This window comes from Chryseobacterium electrogenes, from assembly GCF_053553015.1.
On sequence record NZ_JBNPPB010000002.1, the window covers coordinates 1,802,065 to 1,818,528 of the forward strand.

General features: G+C 35.0%; 16 protein-coding genes. 8 read left to right on the top strand and 8 right to left on the bottom strand.

From position 1 onward, the window contains the following. Positions 1-30: 30 nt before the first annotated feature. Together ACQQ6V_RS08210 and ACQQ6V_RS08215 are read right to left on the bottom strand one after the other, a co-directional pair. Positions 31-1,260, bottom strand: coding sequence for an ABC transporter permease (locus ACQQ6V_RS08210; RefSeq protein ID WP_448845053.1), 1,230 nt, complete (start codon positions 1,258-1,260; stop codon positions 31-33). A gap of 41 nt (positions 1,261-1,301) precedes the next feature. Beyond that, a complete protein-coding gene (locus ACQQ6V_RS08215; protein WP_448846189.1) occupies positions 1,302-1,991 on the bottom strand; it encodes an ABC transporter ATP-binding protein in 690 nt (229 codons plus the stop codon). Between the two features lie 144 nt (positions 1,992-2,135). Between ACQQ6V_RS08215 and ACQQ6V_RS08220 the strand changes: the two genes are divergently transcribed. The 4 genes from ACQQ6V_RS08220 to ACQQ6V_RS08235 all read left to right on the top strand — a co-directional run bounded on the left by ACQQ6V_RS08220 (position 2,136) and on the right by ACQQ6V_RS08235 (position 6,495). Then, complete coding sequence (locus ACQQ6V_RS08220; protein ID WP_448845054.1) at positions 2,136-3,491, top strand: TolC family protein; 1,356 nt, start codon at positions 2,136-2,138, stop codon at positions 3,489-3,491. Positions 3,492-3,557: 66 nt separating this feature from the next. Further along, positions 3,558-4,187: an NUDIX hydrolase gene (locus ACQQ6V_RS08225; RefSeq protein ID WP_448845055.1), complete on the top strand. Its 630-nt coding sequence runs from the start codon at positions 3,558-3,560 to the stop codon at positions 4,185-4,187. 48 nt (positions 4,188-4,235) lie between these two features. After that, on the top strand, positions 4,236-5,042 hold the full coding sequence (locus ACQQ6V_RS08230; RefSeq protein WP_448845056.1) for a lysophospholipid acyltransferase family protein: 807 nt from the start codon (positions 4,236-4,238) through the stop codon (positions 5,040-5,042). Between the two features lie 115 nt (positions 5,043-5,157). After that, a complete protein-coding gene (locus tag ACQQ6V_RS08235) occupies positions 5,158-6,495 on the top strand; it encodes a UDP-N-acetylmuramate--L-alanine ligase (RefSeq protein ID WP_448845057.1) in 1,338 nt (445 codons plus the stop codon). A 116-nt stretch (positions 6,496-6,611) separates the two neighbouring features. Here the strand turns inward: ACQQ6V_RS08235 and ACQQ6V_RS08240 are convergent, their stop codons facing one another. The 4 genes from ACQQ6V_RS08240 to ACQQ6V_RS08255 form a co-directional block, all read right to left on the bottom strand. Beyond that, complete coding sequence (locus ACQQ6V_RS08240; protein WP_448845058.1) at positions 6,612-6,896, bottom strand: hypothetical protein; 285 nt, start codon at positions 6,894-6,896, stop codon at positions 6,612-6,614. Between the two features lie 86 nt (positions 6,897-6,982). Then, positions 6,983-7,315: a DMT family transporter gene (locus ACQQ6V_RS08245; RefSeq protein ID WP_448845059.1), complete on the bottom strand. Its 333-nt coding sequence runs from the start codon at positions 7,313-7,315 to the stop codon at positions 6,983-6,985. A 115-nt stretch (positions 7,316-7,430) separates the two neighbouring features. Continuing rightward, positions 7,431-7,883, bottom strand: coding sequence for a thioredoxin fold domain-containing protein (locus ACQQ6V_RS08250; RefSeq protein ID WP_448845060.1), 453 nt, complete (start codon positions 7,881-7,883; stop codon positions 7,431-7,433). After that, entirely contained in the window at positions 7,880-9,946 is a 2,067-nt protein-coding gene (locus ACQQ6V_RS08255; protein WP_448845061.1) for a TonB-dependent receptor plug domain-containing protein, read from the bottom strand. Before ACQQ6V_RS08255 ends, ACQQ6V_RS08250 begins: the two co-directional genes overlap by 4 nt. Positions 9,947-10,068: 122 nt before the next feature. On the opposite strand from ACQQ6V_RS08255, the gene ACQQ6V_RS08260 reads away from it, so the two are divergent. Together ACQQ6V_RS08260 and ACQQ6V_RS08265 are read left to right on the top strand one after the other, a co-directional pair. Next, positions 10,069-11,220, top strand: a complete 1,152-nt coding sequence (locus ACQQ6V_RS08260) for a homogentisate 1,2-dioxygenase (RefSeq protein WP_448845062.1) — start codon at positions 10,069-10,071, stop codon at positions 11,218-11,220. Between the two features lie 84 nt (positions 11,221-11,304). Then, positions 11,305-12,579: an acetyl-CoA hydrolase/transferase family protein gene (locus ACQQ6V_RS08265; RefSeq protein WP_448845063.1), complete on the top strand. Its 1,275-nt coding sequence runs from the start codon at positions 11,305-11,307 to the stop codon at positions 12,577-12,579. A 63-nt stretch (positions 12,580-12,642) separates the two neighbouring features. Here the strand turns inward: ACQQ6V_RS08265 and ACQQ6V_RS08270 are convergent, their stop codons facing one another. Both ACQQ6V_RS08270 and truA read right to left on the bottom strand, forming a co-directional pair. Next, positions 12,643-14,376, bottom strand: coding sequence for an ABC transporter ATP-binding protein (locus ACQQ6V_RS08270; RefSeq protein ID WP_448845064.1), 1,734 nt, complete (start codon positions 14,374-14,376; stop codon positions 12,643-12,645). An 11-nt stretch (positions 14,377-14,387) separates the two neighbouring features. Further along, the gene (gene truA, locus ACQQ6V_RS08275; RefSeq protein WP_448845065.1) at positions 14,388-15,140 is read right to left on the bottom strand and encodes a tRNA pseudouridine(38-40) synthase TruA; all 753 of its coding nucleotides are present in this window, start codon (positions 15,138-15,140) and stop codon (positions 14,388-14,390) included. Positions 15,141-15,385: 245 nt separating this feature from the next. On the opposite strand from truA, the gene ACQQ6V_RS08280 reads away from it, so the two are divergent. Beyond that, entirely contained in the window at positions 15,386-15,880 is a 495-nt protein-coding gene (locus ACQQ6V_RS08280) for a metallophosphoesterase family protein (protein ID WP_448845066.1), read from the top strand. Continuing rightward, positions 15,877-16,371: a Smr/MutS family protein gene (locus tag ACQQ6V_RS08285; protein WP_448845067.1), complete on the top strand. Its 495-nt coding sequence runs from the start codon at positions 15,877-15,879 to the stop codon at positions 16,369-16,371. Before ACQQ6V_RS08280 ends, ACQQ6V_RS08285 begins: the two co-directional genes overlap by 4 nt. Positions 16,372-16,464: the final 93 nt, after the last annotated feature.

A 16,464-nucleotide genomic window follows, 5' to 3' on the forward strand; every position in this document is an offset into this window, starting at 1 on the left:
AGGAGTTTGTTCTACAGTTTATTTTAATAATTATTCTGATCTTAAAGCATCAATAGGCTTAATACGAGAAGCGCGATACGCTGGGATAAATCCTGCTATTGCTCCGGCAAATATCAGACAGAAAAAAGCAACGCTTATTAATCTCCAACCTACCATTGGGTCGGTAATAAAGTAATCTTCTAAGCTATCACCAATTAACTTTAACGTCATAACACCTGCGCCTACACCTATTAGCCCAGAAATAACTGTAATCACGATACTTTCTTGTAAGATTAATCCTACGATACCTCCGGGTTTTGCACCAATTGCTTTTCTAATACCAATCTCTTTTGTCCGTTCTTTTACGATATAAACCATAATATTACTTATCCCAATAACCCCAGCAATCAAAGTTCCTAGTCCAATGAAACCAACAACTGCCGATATCACGAAAATAAACATATAAGATTCTTGATTATTTTTAGCATTATTTCTTACCACAACAGCTTGTTGATCGGTTGGTGAAATATTATGTCTGGACTTTATTTTTTTCTCAAGATCATCACCATATTTTAGGGCTTCATCTGGAGACATTTTTGGGTTGTAAGATAACATCAAATGACTCAAACTATCTGAGCCTTTTTTCATCTGTTGTAAGGTAGACAATGGCATAATCACATGACGCTCGTCCCAGTCACCGCCAGCATCAGAAAAGACTCCAACTATCCGGAACATTGTCCCATTAATCTGAAGCATCTTACCAACTGGTGTTCCGTTTTTTATTAAATCTCGTTGTACCATTCTACCAATAGACACAACGCGTGCTTTTCTTTGGATATCAAGATCTGTGATATATCGACCACTCATCATGACACGGTTTTCTAGAAATTTCTCATCAGGCAAAACACCATAAATCTGGTAATTACCACTTTCGAAGCCATATTTTACCATCCAATTCGCACTATATCGTGGCGAAGCATATTCTAATTTCTCTTTATCTGTTTTCTCAATACTTGCAAAATCATCATTATTAAGGGTAATAGTTCTGTTAGCTTGCAATCCCGCAAAAGGCTCTGATGTTTTACCAGTAAATATCATGATCAGATTAGCCGCATCTCTTGTAAAAGCCTGGGTAAAAGAGTTATTAAGCCCATTACCAATACCAAATAATACAATGAATATAAATAATCCCAAAGCTACCGTAAAACCAGACAAAATCGTCCGCAATACATTACTGCGAATAGAACTAAAAATCTCTTGCCAACGATCTATATCAAACATTTATTTTAATTATTAATGATGAATGGTTAATGGTATACAATCTATAAAACAATCTGTTGTATAAACTCGTCACTCTCTATTTTACCATCTTTAAGAACTACATTTCTTTTGGTTTGTGCAGCAACATCAGGCTCGTGCGTTACTACCACAATGGTTTTCCCTTCGTTATTAATATCTTGTAGTAACTTCATAATATCATGTGTCGTCTGAGAATCTAAGGCTCCAGTAGGCTCATCGGCTAATACTAATTTGGGTTCTGTAATCAATGCTCTTGCAATAGCCACACGCTGTTTTTGTCCACCTGACATCTCACTTGGTAAGTGATCTGCCCAATTAGCTAATCCTACTTTTTCTAAATATTCTAAAGCCTTTTTATTACGTTCTTTTCTTGAGAAACCTTGATAATAAAGAGGTAATGCTACGTTTTCTAAAGCCGTCTTATAGTTAATCAAATTAAAAGACTGGAAAATAAATCCCAAAAAACGACTTCTATATTCAGCCGCACGTGTCTCAGTTAAGTTCTCTATAGGAAAGCCATCTAATTGATAAATCCCGCTATCCTTCTCGTCTAAGATACCGATAATATTAAGCAACGTCGATTTTCCAGATCCAGAAGATCCCATAATGGAAACAAATTCGCCTTGAGCAATATTAAGATTAATACCCTTAAGGACATGAAGTTGACTTTTTCCGATATCGTAAGATTTATTAAGTTCTTCTATTTTTAGAATAGGATGCGACATGATCTACTTTTATATATCAATTGGTAATAAGTAATACTGAAAAGTTACAAATCTTTTAAAAAAAATAAAAAATTTTATATCAGTCGTAACAAAAAAACATTTTTGTTGTCTTATTGTATATAAACAACTTTTATGACACTTCATAAGATTTTCAATATTTCGATGATATTTTTAGGCATTACTGTTTCTGCCCAAAAAGTTTGGTCTTTGCAAGAATGTGTAGATTATGCTACTAAAAATAACCTACAAGTAATACAAAATAACTACAATAAGCAGATACAAGACAAGAATCTGCTAGCCGCAAAAAAAGAATATCTACCTAGCGTAAGTGGTACTATATCTAATACAGCAAGCTTTGGACAAGGGCAAGATGTTTTCGGGAATAGCCAGAGAAATGACAACTTCAATAACAATGCTAATCTTGGGGCTAATATGCTAATCTATAACCACGGCCGTTTAGAGAAGAACATTCGTAAAGTTGGTTTTGACGTAGAAGCTGCTCAATATGATATTGAAACAATTAAGAATAATATCTCTTTGCAGATCGCACAACAGTATCTTAATATTCTATTGAACAAAGAAATCATAAAAATATCAGAAAGTGCTGTTACTAACGCTCAAAAATTATATGATCGTGCAAAGATTACAACCAATGTTGGTACTACAGCACAAACCGTTTTGGCAGAAGCAGATGCTGCCTTGGCAAGAGAAAAACAAAATTTGAAAACTGCGCAGATTAATGCAGATAGAAGCAGATTTTCTCTAGCGCTTTTACTTCAGTTAAAAGATTTTAAAGATTTTGATGTAGAAGACATACCGGGACAATATAACCCACAAGCTCCTGTTTTTTCTGCAGACCAAGTTATTAACACCGCTTATGCAGGACAGGCGCAGATAAAAGCGGCAGAAACTAGAATCAAATCTTCTGAAGTACAAACTGAAGTAACAAAAACTGCTTTTTGGCCAACAATTACAGCAAGCGCTGGCGTTGGGTCATTCTACTTCAATTCTCTAGCGACCAACACAATAGGAAGAAATCTTGACGGAACACCAATTAAAGAACGTGATTTTTTTCGTCAATACAAGGATAATTTTGGTCAGCAGGTAGGTCTCAGTGCCAGCATTCCTATTTTCAATAAAGGTATTACCAAGCTTCAGGTAGAACAATCCAAAATTAACGAAGACATAGCTAAAAATAATCTTGAACTACAGAAACAAGAGATAAGACAAAGTGTACAGAAAGCAGCCTTTGATGCAGATGTCAATTATGAAGCCTTCTTAGCTGCTACGCAAACTGAGAAAAGCACAAAACTCGCCATGGAGTTTGCAGAAAAAAGTTATGAAGCTGGTCGCACAAGTATCTATGACCTTAATATTGCAAGAAATAATTATGCTAATGCTCAAGGTACAGTAGCACAAGCTAAATTCAATTATTTATTTAGTCAAAAGTTATTAGATTTCTACTCTGGTTTACCATTAAGTCTTTAAGCTAAAATTCACATAAGTTTAAGATCTATACTTTCACATTTGTATTAATTTTACTAAATTTGAGAGATGCGAATGTTTGGAAAAGATTTATTAAAAAAAATAAAAAATGCAGAATTAGAAGGAGAATCTGCACACTGTATCTATTCTCCTCCATACCGTCCAATCTTTTCTTATGACGAAGTTCTGCAAAGAAATCCAAAATTTGCAGCGGTTAATATTTTACTTTATCTCAAAGACAATGAGTGGCATTTTCCATTGATGGTAAGAAGCGAGAATGAGCACGATCGTCACAGTGGGCAGATCTCTTTGCCTGGCGGCAAACGTGAGGAAAGTGATCTTAATTTTGCCGAAACTGCTAAGCGAGAAACATCAGAAGAAATAGGAATAGAAGAACATTATGTAAGGATAATTAGGGAGATTTCGCCAATATATATCCCGCCGAGCAACTTTTATGTTCATGCTTATATATCTTTTACAAAGAAAAATCCCGAGTTTTTTTTACAAGAAGCAGAAGCGATAGAACTTATAGAATTTCCGATAGACTCATTGCTTAACCTTCCTGAGGAACCCAAAATGATGATTTTGGATTCTACGCGCGGCATGGAAGTTCCCGTGATAGATTTTAATGGTTACATTATCTGGGGCGCAACCTCAATGATTTTAAGCGAGTTCAGTAAGTTGCTGAAAAATGTTTAAATTTGCGCTTCGTCGCTAGACAAAAAATTGTTTTTATACTTGTAAAAAATGGCTAAGAAAAATATCTTTACTGATTCTTTTGGAAATCTTTATGTATTAAAGCGTTTCATCATATTTATCTTAGGATTGGTTTCTTACAGACGTTTTAATGGTTTTAATAAACTGAAAATCACAGGATCAGAAAATCTCGTAGACCTTCCTAAAACCAACGTTATTTTTGTTTCTAATCATCAGACCTATTTTGCCGATGTTGCCGCAATGTACCATGCATTTTGCTCAGTCAATAATGGTTATCTTAATACGATAAAAAATCCAGTCTATCTCCTTAACCCAAAAGTAGATTTTTATTATGTTGCTGCCGAAGAAACCATGAATAAAGGGATCTTGGCAAGAATTTTTAAAATCGCTGGCGCCGTCACTGTTAAAAGAACTTGGCGTGCCGAAGGTCAGAATGTTAACCGAATGGTAGACATGGGCGAGGTAGAAAACATTATGAAAGCTTTGGATAACGGTTGGGTAATTACCTTTCCGCAAGGGACAACCTCAGCTTTTGCACAAGGCAGAAAAGGAACGGCAAGATTGGTGAAAAATCAAAGACCAATTGTAATTCCTATAAAAATAAATGGTTTCCGTAGAGCTTTTGACAAAAAAGGATTAAAAATAAAAGTGACCGGCGTGAAACCTACAATGGAGTTTAAGCCCGCTTTAGATATTGATTATGATAATGAGTCTGCCGCAGAAATCCTTGATAAAATCATGCATGCGATAGAACAGACTCCAGAGCACAACCTATTACACGATTACGACCAAGAACTAAAAGGTCAAAAAACAGATGGTAAAAATCCTAATTCTTAAATTTTATTTTTTGTTCAATATATAATCCATAGCTTTTGTTATGGATTTTTTGTTTCTAAGAAATACCTTCTTAATACAGAGAAATTGCTTATTTTTGTTTGAAATAATTTTAGATTTGAAAACTCATTTTATCGCTATTGGTGGAAGCGCCATGCATAATCTTGCTATTGCGCTTAAAGACAAAGGCTATCAGGTTACAGGTTCTGACGATGCTATTTTTGAACCTTCAAAATCCAGGTTAGAAAAAAAAGGAATTCTACCAACAGAATTGGGTTGGTTTCCAGAAAAAATAACGTCTGACATTGATGCCGTAATTCTTGGTATGCACGCCCATCAAGACAATCCAGAATTAGCGAAAGCCAAAGAATTAGGATTAAAAATCTATTCTTATCCAGAATTTTTATACGAGCAAAGCAAGAATAAAACTCGAGTTGTTATCGCTGGTTCTCATGGTAAGACGACCATCACATCAATGATATTGCATGTCCTTAATTTTCATCATAAAGATGTAGATTATATGGTTGGCGCACAGTTAGAAGGATTTGATTGTATGGTAAAGTTAACTGAGGATAATGATTTTATGGTCTTAGAAGGCGACGAATACTTGTCTTCTCCAATAGATTTAAGATCTAAATTTTTACTATACCAACCTAATATTGCTTTGTTAAGTGGGATTGCTTGGGATCACATTAATGTTTTCAAAACTTTTGATGATTATATAGAACAGTTCAGAAAATTTGTTGCGAGCATAACTCCTGGTGGTGTTTTAGTTTATAATGAAGAGGATCCAGAAGTGGTAAAAGTTGTTGCAAGCGCAGAAAATTATTTTAGAAAGATCTCTTATAAAACACCAGATTACAAGATTGTAAACGGAACGGTACATTTGCAAACAGAGATGGGCGATATTCCGTTATCTGTTTTCGGGGCGCATAATTTACTTAATCTAGATGGGGCAAGACAAATCTGCCACCAATTAGGTATTATGGACGAAGATTTCTATGAAGCTATCATGAGTTTCAAAGGTGCTTCTAAAAGACTAGAAAAAGTCGATCGCGAAGATAATGGTATTCTTTATAAAGATTTTGCACATGCTCCAAGTAAAGTAAAAGCTGCTGTAAAAGCTTTTGTAGAGCAATTTAAAAATGAAAAAAAGTATGGCTTTTTAGAACTTCACACCTACTCTAGTCTTAATCCTATTTTTTTAGAACAATATGATCATGCTATGGATGGGCTGGATGAAGCAATTGTTTTTTACTCCGAAGATGCTCTCAAGATTAAAAGAATGGAACCTATTTCTAAAGAGTTTATCAAAGAAAAGTTTAAAAATGAAAACCTAAAAGTCTTCACCAATGCAGAAGACCTTCATCAATATTGGGAAACTCTGGACAAAACCAAAGGTGTTTTTATGATGATGAGCTCTGGTAATTTTGGAAATCTGGATTTGACTAAATAATAAAACATAATTATATAAAAATGAGCTTTTCACAAGCAAAAAGCTCATTTTTACGGTCTATAATAATCTATTTCGGGATTTGCAAATGCGTGCTAATTGCAATTCTATTCCATGCATTAATGGTAACAATTGCTTTCTAATCCAGAATGCAGGAACTGAATATTCCAATGCTTATTAGCTACTTTATAATTCAACCTAAAATGAAATGGCAATTCTGCCAAATAGTTCTTATTGCTTTCTCTAATATATTTTTTAGAATGATCAATTGCCACAAATCGTGCAGCCGTTTCTTCCTCAGAATGCTTTAAAAAAGGGATTATAGGAAAATCATATGCTATTTCATCATGATTACCCATGATACAAGGAATATTAATATTTCTTTGTTCAATATCATGTAACACTACTTCCAGAGCTGGAATATCACCATGTACATCACTAAAAATTACAATCTGAATCAGAAGTATTTTAAGCGTAGAAAAAATAATATTTAATGGGTTCCCATTTTAGAAAAAACATTAATAATTACAACACCAATTATGATAAAAACCAAACCAATAATAGCAGGAAGATCTGGCATCTGCTTAAAAACTAAAATGCCAATTAACGTAATGAAAATAATCCCAACGCCAGACCAAATCGCATAAGCAATACCAACAGGAATTGTGCGCAAACTTAGACTTAGACAGTAAAAAGCAATTAAATAACCCACAATACTAATAATAGAAGGAAAAAGCTTAGAAAATGATTCGGACTTTTTTAAGTAAGTGGTCGCAATAATCTCAAAAAGAATTGCAATGAGTAAATAAAGGCTAGCTTTCATGATGCAAAAATACAAAATACAGACTTATAGAAACATAACAAGCTACAAGCTTCTACTATAGATTATATTCAAAAAAGATTTAAGAAAAAAACATGCTTTGTCTTCTTAATATTAATTATAATTCGGGTTTCATTTGATTGAAAATATCTAAATCCAACTTTCCTTCATTCACAAAAATTAAATTTAAATTCTCATCCAAAAATACCCAAAGCGGATAAGCTGGCGGTCTGTTTTCGGTAAATTGATATACCCAAGAATGAATGCCAGATTGACCATTAACGAGATAATCATAGGTTTTGTTTTGCCAAACAATCTTTGATTTGTACTGTTCTGGATTAATTTCGATCAAATAAAATTCCTGATTAACCTTATTAACTAAATCTTTATTTTTATTAAGTTGGTAAGATTCGACTTTGCATACGGCGCACCAATCGGTTTTAAAATGAATAATCACGGGCTTTCTTTCATTCATTTGTAATTTTTCTAACTCAGGAAGGGAAACAAATTGCAGACTTTGAGAAAACCCAAAGCCTGACAATAGGATCAATAGTGTTAATATTACTTTCATTTCAACGTCCATCTTACACCGAGAAAACTCCTAATACCTTGCATGGGCGCATAACCGTATGTGGTATCAAAAGTATAGCCATTAGGATTATTAGGATTGTCAACATCTTTATCAAAAGGATCAAATGGTCTCATAATCGGATTTTTCGGTACAAAATTGAAGAGGTTTTTTACGCCACCATAAATCTCAAAACCGTTAGACAATTTCTTAGACACCTGGATATTGGCTAACGTAAACCACGGCGAATAATCTGGTCTAAAATCATTCTCTAAAACTGGCAAACGCATTGGTCCATAAAATTGTCCCGTAAAATCTAATGTCCATTTTTTAGGAAAATTATAACTTATATTGTAAGTTCCGCTCCATTTGGGGGCGTGTAATTGTTGTGATTTTTCGGTGATTCCTTCTCGGTCATACATCTGATAAACATCGAGATACGTTACGCCCAACATCAATTTTAATGGAGAAGACCAAGCGATATCAAAATTAAGCGACGCACCTTTAGAAATCGCGTAACCTTCTAAATTGTCATAAATAATCTTATTAGGATCTGTATCAAAATCGCCCACAATTTTATTACTGAAATAGGAATAAAATGCTGAAAAGTCAAAATTAAAAATCGATTCTCCAATTGGTGCTTTTAGGATGTAATTAAAGTTAGAATTAACAGATTTTTCTGGCTGAAGATTATGAGCAACCACAACTTCTCGAGAGCCTGTGAGCGCAGCATGATCTTCCGTAAAAAGATTAACCACACGGAAACCAGTCCCAAAACTCAATCTAAAAGTATGCAAGGGATTAGGCGCAAACTTCCAGGCTAACCTAGGAGAATGAATGCTGTGATGGATCTTATCATAATCAAATCTATAGCCTAAGAGCAAAGTATTAGCCTTAGAAATTTCCCATTGATCTTGCACAAAAACTCCAATCAATGGTGAGCGCATCGGCTGGTTATTACCCAACTCATCAGCAGTACCTGGTGTATTATCATCATAATAAGAATTTTTAAAACTTGCTCCCAAGATTAATTGATGCTTACCCAAAGTCTTTTCCCAATAAGCTTGGCTAAAAAAAACTTCTTGCTGCGCCAAAAAAGGATTTTCTCCGTAATAAGAATTCTGGTCATGAAAATTATAAGAAAACTGCGTGATAATCGTTTCTTTAATCGGCAATTGATAAACACCAAAAGCTTCTATTCTATTGGTAAAAATACTTTCTCCGTAAACCTCATCACTGCCGCGGTAGTTTTTATTCCAATTCATTTCTCCGCCAAATCGGTCTTCATAATAATACCTTAGTGCAAAACTTCCCAGCCTATTGTCTTGACGTTTGAAATTCCATTTATTAAAAATCGAAATTCTGTCTTGCAATGCCGTGTCGGTAAAATTATCCTTGTTGTCATCCCATCTTTTACTAAAATTGAAATAATTAAGGCTTAACAAAGACGCGACTTTGTCATTGATTTTAAATTTAGTTGATAGATCAACATTAACATCACCTTGACTGCCAGAAGTTAGATCAGCACTAAGTAAAGGGGCATCTAAAGCATTTTTGGTAATAATATTAATAATTCCGCCCATGGCTTCGGAGCCATAAAGCGATGATGCAGGACCTTTCACCACTTCTATTCTGTCGACTAAAGCATTCGGGATTCCGCTAAGTCCGTAGACTGTAGACAGAGAACTTACAATGGGCATTCCGTCAATCAAAATCATTGTGTATGGCCCTTCTAATCCGTTAATATGGATATCTCCAGTATTACAAACAGAACAATTAAGCTGGGGCTTAACACCGTTAATCATCGCCACCGATTCGAAAATATTGGGCGTAGGGTTTTTCTTAAAAAATTGCTGAGAATAGACTTCTACGGGAACAGGACTTTGAGATTTCCTTACCGCTTTCAGTGTTCCGGTTATCACGACATCATCTATAGAATAGATCATCTGTTTCTTTTCTGATAACGACAAACTATCTGTTAATGATGATGATAAAGACAAACTATCTTTCTCCTGCGCTGTGATTTGAATTGATAAAAATATCAAACTTATAAAACTTCGTTTCATATAAATAAATTGTTAGACAAATCTAACAATTAAATTCCAATTACAAAACTTTTATTTAAAATGTTGATAAATTATGTTGCACTAGTAAAATTTGATTAAATTTGAGAAAAAGCAAAACCGAAATGAGATATCATACTTTGGGAAATATCCCACAGAAAAGGCATACGATTTTCAAATCTCCAGAAGATCAATTTTATTATGAACAACTCTTTGGTACAGAGGGTTTCCACGGTATTTCTTCTTTATTGTATCACATCCATCGTCCAACTCAGATTAAAAATGTAACGCTATATAAAGATGTAACGCCAAAAGTTGCAATTGATAAAAACGTGACGCCAAGGATGTTTAAAGGGATGAATGTCGCGCCTGAAGATGATTTTTTGGATAGCAGAAAAGTATTATTGCTAAACAATGACTTAAAAATGGGTCTTGCTAAACCTAGAAAATCAACAGAATACTTTTATAAAAATGCTCATAACGACGAGCTTCTCTTTGTCCATGAAGGAAGCGGAACATTAAAAACCTTTGTCGGAAATCTTAGTTTTTCTGTTGGAGATTATCTGATTATCCCACGAGGAACGATTTATCAAATAGAATTTGACACAGAAAAAAATGTTTTATTATTCATAGAAAGCCAATCGCCAATTTATACACCAAAACGATATAGAAATGAGTTTGGGCAATTATTAGAGCATTCTCCTTTCTGCGAGCGAGATATTATCACGCCAACTTATGTTGACCCAATAGACGAAAAAGGAGAGTTTTTAATTAAGGTTAAAAAAGAAAATGTCATTTGGGATTTCATCTATGCAACGCATCCTTTTGATGTTGTTGGTTGGGATGGTTATTTTTATCCTTTTAAATTTAACATAAAAAATTTCGAACCGATAACAGGTAGAATCCACCAACCGCCACCAGTGCATCAGACTTTTGAGGCGCATAACTTTGTGGTATGTTCTTTCTGCGCAAGATTATTTGATTATCATCCATTGGCTATTCCTGCGCCTTACAATCATTCTAATATTGATTCTGACGAGGTTTTGTTTTATACAGAAGGTGATTTTATGAGCAGAAATCATATCGACTTGATGGATTTTACACTTCATCCAGGAGGCATTGTACATGGGCCTCATCCTGGTGCCATGGAGCGAAGTATCGGTGTGAAAGAAACTCATGAATATGCAGTTATGGTAGATCCCTTCCGTCCTTTGATGATTACTGATGAAGCTATCAAAGTTGAAGATCCTTCTTATGTGACAAGTTGGCTAGAGTAAATTGAGTCTAGTTGACAAATCTCATTTCTAAAAATCCATCATAAAGTCTTAAATTTAAACTATTATAATAATACTCTATAAAGTATGATAAATTATGTAAGTGCTGAAGAAGCAGTATCAGTCATTAAAAGTGGAGATAGAATTTTTTCTCACGGTAGTGCCTGTACACCTAATTTTCTTTTAAATGAATTAACAAACCATCGCGATAGGCTACGAAATGTAGAAATGGTATCTATCACCCAACAAGGGGAAGTTAGTATTGCGCAGCCAGAGTTTAAAGATAATTTTTTCATTAATTCTCTATTTGTTTCTGCTCCTGTAAGAAATGCTGTCAATTCTGAAAATGGTGATTTTGTACCAATTTTTTTAAGCGAAATACCTAATCTTTTTAAAAATAAGATTCTACCAATTGATGTGGCGATAATTACGGTTTCTCCACCAGACAAACATGGTTATGTAACATTAGGGACATCCATTGATATAGCTCGTTCTGCTGTAGATAGTGCAAAGCTAGTAATTGCTCAGGTCAACCCAAAAATGCCAAGAACTCATGGTGATGGCATGATCCATTATAGCAAAATAGACAAAATGGTCTGGCATGAAGAAGACCTTATGACAATAGATTATGGAGCAAAAGCTGGTGCAGAAGAAGCTCTTATTGCTAAACATGTTGCAGAACTTATCGATGATAGAGCAACGATCCAAATGGGAATTGGTACTATTCCTGACGCAGTACTGAAAGCACTAGGTAATCATAAAGATCTTGGATTACATACAGAAATGTTGAGCGATGGCGTTATAGACCTTATATTAAATGACGTTATTACTAATAAGTATAAAGGATTCCATAATAATGTGAGTATCACCAGTTTCTGTTTTGGCACAAGGAGATTATATGATTTTGTAGATGACAATCCTTCGGTAGCATTTTTAGATGTACAACATGTTAATTTCCCGATTAACATTATGAAAAATAAAAATATGCACGCCATTAATTCTGCAATAGAAATCGATATAACAGGTCAAGTTTGTGCAGATTCTATCGGGACATATCAATTCAGTGGAATTGGTGGTCAGATGGATTTTATGCGTGGTGCTGCACTAAGCAAAGGAGGAAAACCAATTATGGCTTTATCTTCTAGAACAAAAAAAGGAATCCCGAGAATCGTACCTTTCCTTAAAGAAGGTGCTGGAGTGGTAACCACAAGAGGACATATGCATTATGTCTGTACAGAATACGGAACTGCTTATCTCTACGGAAAAAATTTGAAACAGCGAGCAAAAGCTTTAATAGATATTTCGCATCCTGATGATCGCGAAATGTTAGAAAGAGCAGCTTTCACGAGATTTAATAAATAAAAATAGAAACCGCTTCCTTTACAGAAAGCGGTTTTTTATTTTTAAAGTAATTAATTTCTATGACTAATTTTCAGATCTTGTTTGGTTGTTATAGAGCAAAGCGTAATAACCATTTAGTACTAATAAATCTTGATGTTTGCCCTCTTCCACAATCTTACCTTTTTCCATCACGATAATCTTATCCGCTTTTTCTATGGTAGAAAGTCTGTGTGCAATAATGATGGATGTTCTGTCTTGTGTAATTTTTTCGGTGGCACGTTGGATTAATTTTTCACTTTCTGGATCTATAGAAGACGTCGCTTCATCTAAAATCAAAATCTTAGGATCAGACAAATAAGCTCTCAAGAATGACAACAATTGTCTTTGCCCCAACGAAATCGAAGAACCGCGCTCACTCACCACATAATTATAACCACCAGGCAAGCTTTCTATAAAATCATCAACTTCTATGGCTTTTGCAACTTCTTTTATTTGCTCCAAAGTAATACTTTCATCCCCAAAAGTCAGGTTTTCGAAAATAGTCCCATGAAACAAAAATACATCTTGCAACACCACACCAATATGACTTCTGAGATTATATAATTCATAGTTTTTAATCTCGACATCGTCTAGGAGAATTTCACCAGAATTAATATCGTATAATCTTGTAATAAGGCTGATAATGGTAGATTTACCCGCACCAGTTGCTCCAACAATCGCAACCGTTTCTCCAGGATTTACTTTAAAACTAATACCTTTAAGAACCTCTTGCTTGTCATCATACGCAAAATGAACATCTTTAAATTCTATTTCACCTGCAAATTCTGACTTCACAATTTTACCGTTGTTAGGCATTGCAAAATCTTCATCCATAATCCCAAGAACACGCTCTGCGCCAACAATTCCTCTTTGAATATTATTAAATCTATCTGCAATCTGACGAAGCGGTCTTATCAACATATTAATAAACTGAATAAATGCGATAATCACCCCTGGACTTGCCTTTATAAATCCACCGTAAAACAAAATAAATCCAATAAATAAAGATGAAATAAGCTCTACAACAGGAAAAAATAATGAGAAAATGAAAACCGTTCTTAGCAATGCGGATTTCAGTTCGATGTTAATTTTATCAAATTTTTTAAACTCTGCGTCTTGTCTGTTAAAAACCTGAATGAGCGGCATCCCAGCCAATCGCTCTTGCACAAAACTATTCTGTACCGATGTCCAGCTTCTTTCTTCGCCAAAAGCCTTCTTCAATCTTTTTTGGAAAAATCGAGTAATCATCACCATTAATGGTAAAATTGCCAATGCGATAAAACTCAATTCTTTATCCACCTGAAACATCGCAAAAAGAACCATTGCAATTCTTAAAATGTCCCCAAAAACCATTAAAAAACCGTCTGTATAAACTGTCGCAATCGTTTCTACATCACCAACAGCTCGCGTGACAAGATTACCAATGGCAGTCTTATCAAAGAAAGACGTTCGGAAATAAATAAGCTTTTTGTACAAACGTTCTCTAATGTCGCGGATAACATTTTGCGAAATAAAATTAGAAAAATAAACCAGGAAAAAGTTAAGAACTGTCTCTGCAACCACCAATCCGATTAACACATAGATGTGCTTCATCAAGATGGCTTTATCTTTCAGTTGTATAATATCGTGATCGACTACATCCTTTGTTAATATTGGTCGATAAGTAGAAACAATTGCCAAAACGATAGATATGATTAAGGTGATAATAAACCATATCCTGAACTTCATTCCAATTAAGAAAAGACGTTTTACAATATCCCAAGTACTTTGTTGTTTCATTTTTTTTTAATCTAATTAGAAGGAGATATCTCTAAAAAATCATACCCTACATCTGCTAAAAATAGACCTTGCGCCGGCGCAGAAGTTCCCGCAGAATTACGTTGTTGTTCCTGGATTATACGATGCAGATCTGCTGGCTTCAGTTTCCCAACGCCAATTTCTACCATTGTCCCGACAATTGCGCGCACCATATTTCTAAGAAAACGATTGGCTTTTATGGTAAATTTCAGCTGATTGCCGTGGGTTTCCCATTCTGCTTGATAAATTTTGCACAGATTGGTTTTATTATCAGCATGCAACTTTGCAAAACTTGTAAAATCCTCATATTCGAATAGAATTTTGCAGGCTTCGTTCATCGCTTGGACATCCAACTTTTTGCGCCAATGTTGCCATGCATTTTGCACTGTGAAAGGATCTTTCTCCAAAGAAATATAATAATGATAAGTCCTGTAAGTCGCGCTAAATCTCGCATGATCGTCATCCGAAACTTTGAAAATCCTTTTGATACCAATACTTTCTGGCAAAAATCCATTAAGTCTATATACCAAATTATCGCTCAACTCCTCTTCGAAATCAAAATGTGCAAAAATCTTTTTAGCATGCACGCCCGTATCTGTACGTCCCGCACCCGTAATCTTTATAGGCTTCCTGAGCAAAGTAGACAATGCTTTTTCCATCTCTTCTTGCACCGTAATCTGGTTAGGTTGTATCTGATAACCAAAGAAATGCGTCCCATCGTAAGAAAACTCTATGAAATATCTCATCGGGTGCAAATTTCCTGATTTTTTTCCAATAAAAAGAATTTGGGCGTTCCTTTTTTGCCCTCATTATTCCGGCACCAAAAAGTCGGGCTGTCCGCTGTATCTTTCCGCTGTCACTCGGGCGGCTACGCTACGCTCCGCCGCCTCACTCCAGCGCCAAGGATGCCGCTTCCATCCCTAACGCGGGCGAGTATACTTAATTGAAGATTTCTGTTTTTAATTCAACAAAAAAATAAGACCTTTGCGGTATGAAACGTATTTTGCTACTATCAGACACGCACTCTTATATGGATGACCGTATTTTAAAATACGCAGAAGACGCCGATGAAATTTGGCATGCCGGTGATTTCGGGAATTTGCAAGTCATAGAAGCCTTAGAACAACTCAAGCCACTTCGCGGGGTTTATGGCAATATAGACGATGCTAAAATCAGGACGATCTTTCCAGAAGTTTCTAGCTTTATGTGTGAGGACGTTAAGGTCTTGATGATCCATATTGGTGGTTATCCGGGCAAATATTCTCCATTAGCAAAAAAAGAAATCGAAACCCAAAAACCTCAACTTTTTATTTCTGGACATTCTCATATTTTAAAGGCGATGAATGATAGCAAAAATAATCTGCTTCATCTTAATCCAGGTGCCTGTGGTACGCAAGGCTGGCATAAAGTGAGAACCATGATGCGCTTTAGTATTAATGGTAAAAATATACAAGATCTAGAGGTTATAGAATTAGGAGCACGATGAAAATAGGCGATAAAGTTTCCGTTATTGATGAGGATTTCCGAGGGACAATCATCTCTGTTTTACCTCTTACGTATGAGGTAGAAGATGATTATGGTTTTAGATATCAATTTTTAAAATCGAAAGTTGTCCCCGCCAATCAAGATTTGTACGACAATATCAGAGTGGTCAGAAAGCAAGAAACCTCCAAACACATTTCTAAAAAGCACAATAAAGAAGCCTTCAAAATCGATTTACACTTCGACAATCTGGTAAGAAACCCAAGAGATTACGACTCTTTTGAGCGATTATTAGTCCAAAAAGAAAAACTGAACGAAGCGATAGACTTTTGCCGAAAACACAAGCTAAAAAGACTTCTGATTATTCACGGAATTGGCGATGGTGTCCTCCAAAAAATGGTCTACGACGTCGTAAGCGGACTTCCTAATGTAGAATATGACGAAGATGGCTTTTTCTACCATCAATCAGGAAATCTTGAGCTTAAGTTTCTTTAGTGAGAGGTTTAAGTTGTTAGAAAACAATACTTTTTTGCTATATCAGAGACTGAGCTTAAATAAATCTTTAGATAATATAACATATATATATTT

Excerpts from the sequence above, each read along its gene's own strand:
- ACQQ6V_RS08210 (WP_448845053.1), bottom strand. The coding sequence starts at position 1,260 with ATGTTTGATATAGATCGTTGGCAAGAGATTTTTAGTTCTATTCGCAGT.
- ACQQ6V_RS08220 (WP_448845054.1), top strand. The coding sequence starts at position 2,136 with ATGACACTTCATAAGATTTTCAATATTTCGATGATATTTTTAGGCATT.
- ACQQ6V_RS08225 (WP_448845055.1), top strand. The coding sequence starts at position 3,558 with ATGCGAATGTTTGGAAAAGATTTATTAAAAAAAATAAAAAATGCAGAA.
- ACQQ6V_RS08230 (WP_448845056.1), top strand. The coding sequence starts at position 4,236 with ATGGCTAAGAAAAATATCTTTACTGATTCTTTTGGAAATCTTTATGTA.
- ACQQ6V_RS08245 (WP_448845059.1), bottom strand. The coding sequence starts at position 7,315 with ATGAAAGCTAGCCTTTATTTACTCATTGCAATTCTTTTTGAGATTATT.
- ACQQ6V_RS08250 (WP_448845060.1), bottom strand. The coding sequence starts at position 7,883 with ATGAAAGTAATATTAACACTATTGATCCTATTGTCAGGCTTTGGGTTT.
- ACQQ6V_RS08255 (WP_448845061.1), bottom strand. The coding sequence starts at position 9,946 with ATGAAACGAAGTTTTATAAGTTTGATATTTTTATCAATTCAAATCACA.
- ACQQ6V_RS08260 (WP_448845062.1), top strand. The coding sequence starts at position 10,069 with ATGAGATATCATACTTTGGGAAATATCCCACAGAAAAGGCATACGATT.
- ACQQ6V_RS08265 (WP_448845063.1), top strand. The coding sequence starts at position 11,305 with ATGATAAATTATGTAAGTGCTGAAGAAGCAGTATCAGTCATTAAAAGT.
- ACQQ6V_RS08270 (WP_448845064.1), bottom strand. The coding sequence starts at position 14,376 with ATGAAACAACAAAGTACTTGGGATATTGTAAAACGTCTTTTCTTAATT.
- truA (WP_448845065.1), bottom strand. The coding sequence starts at position 15,140 with ATGAGATATTTCATAGAGTTTTCTTACGATGGGACGCATTTCTTTGGT.
- ACQQ6V_RS08280 (WP_448845066.1), top strand. The coding sequence starts at position 15,386 with ATGAAACGTATTTTGCTACTATCAGACACGCACTCTTATATGGATGAC.
- ACQQ6V_RS08285 (WP_448845067.1), top strand. The coding sequence starts at position 15,877 with ATGAAAATAGGCGATAAAGTTTCCGTTATTGATGAGGATTTCCGAGGG.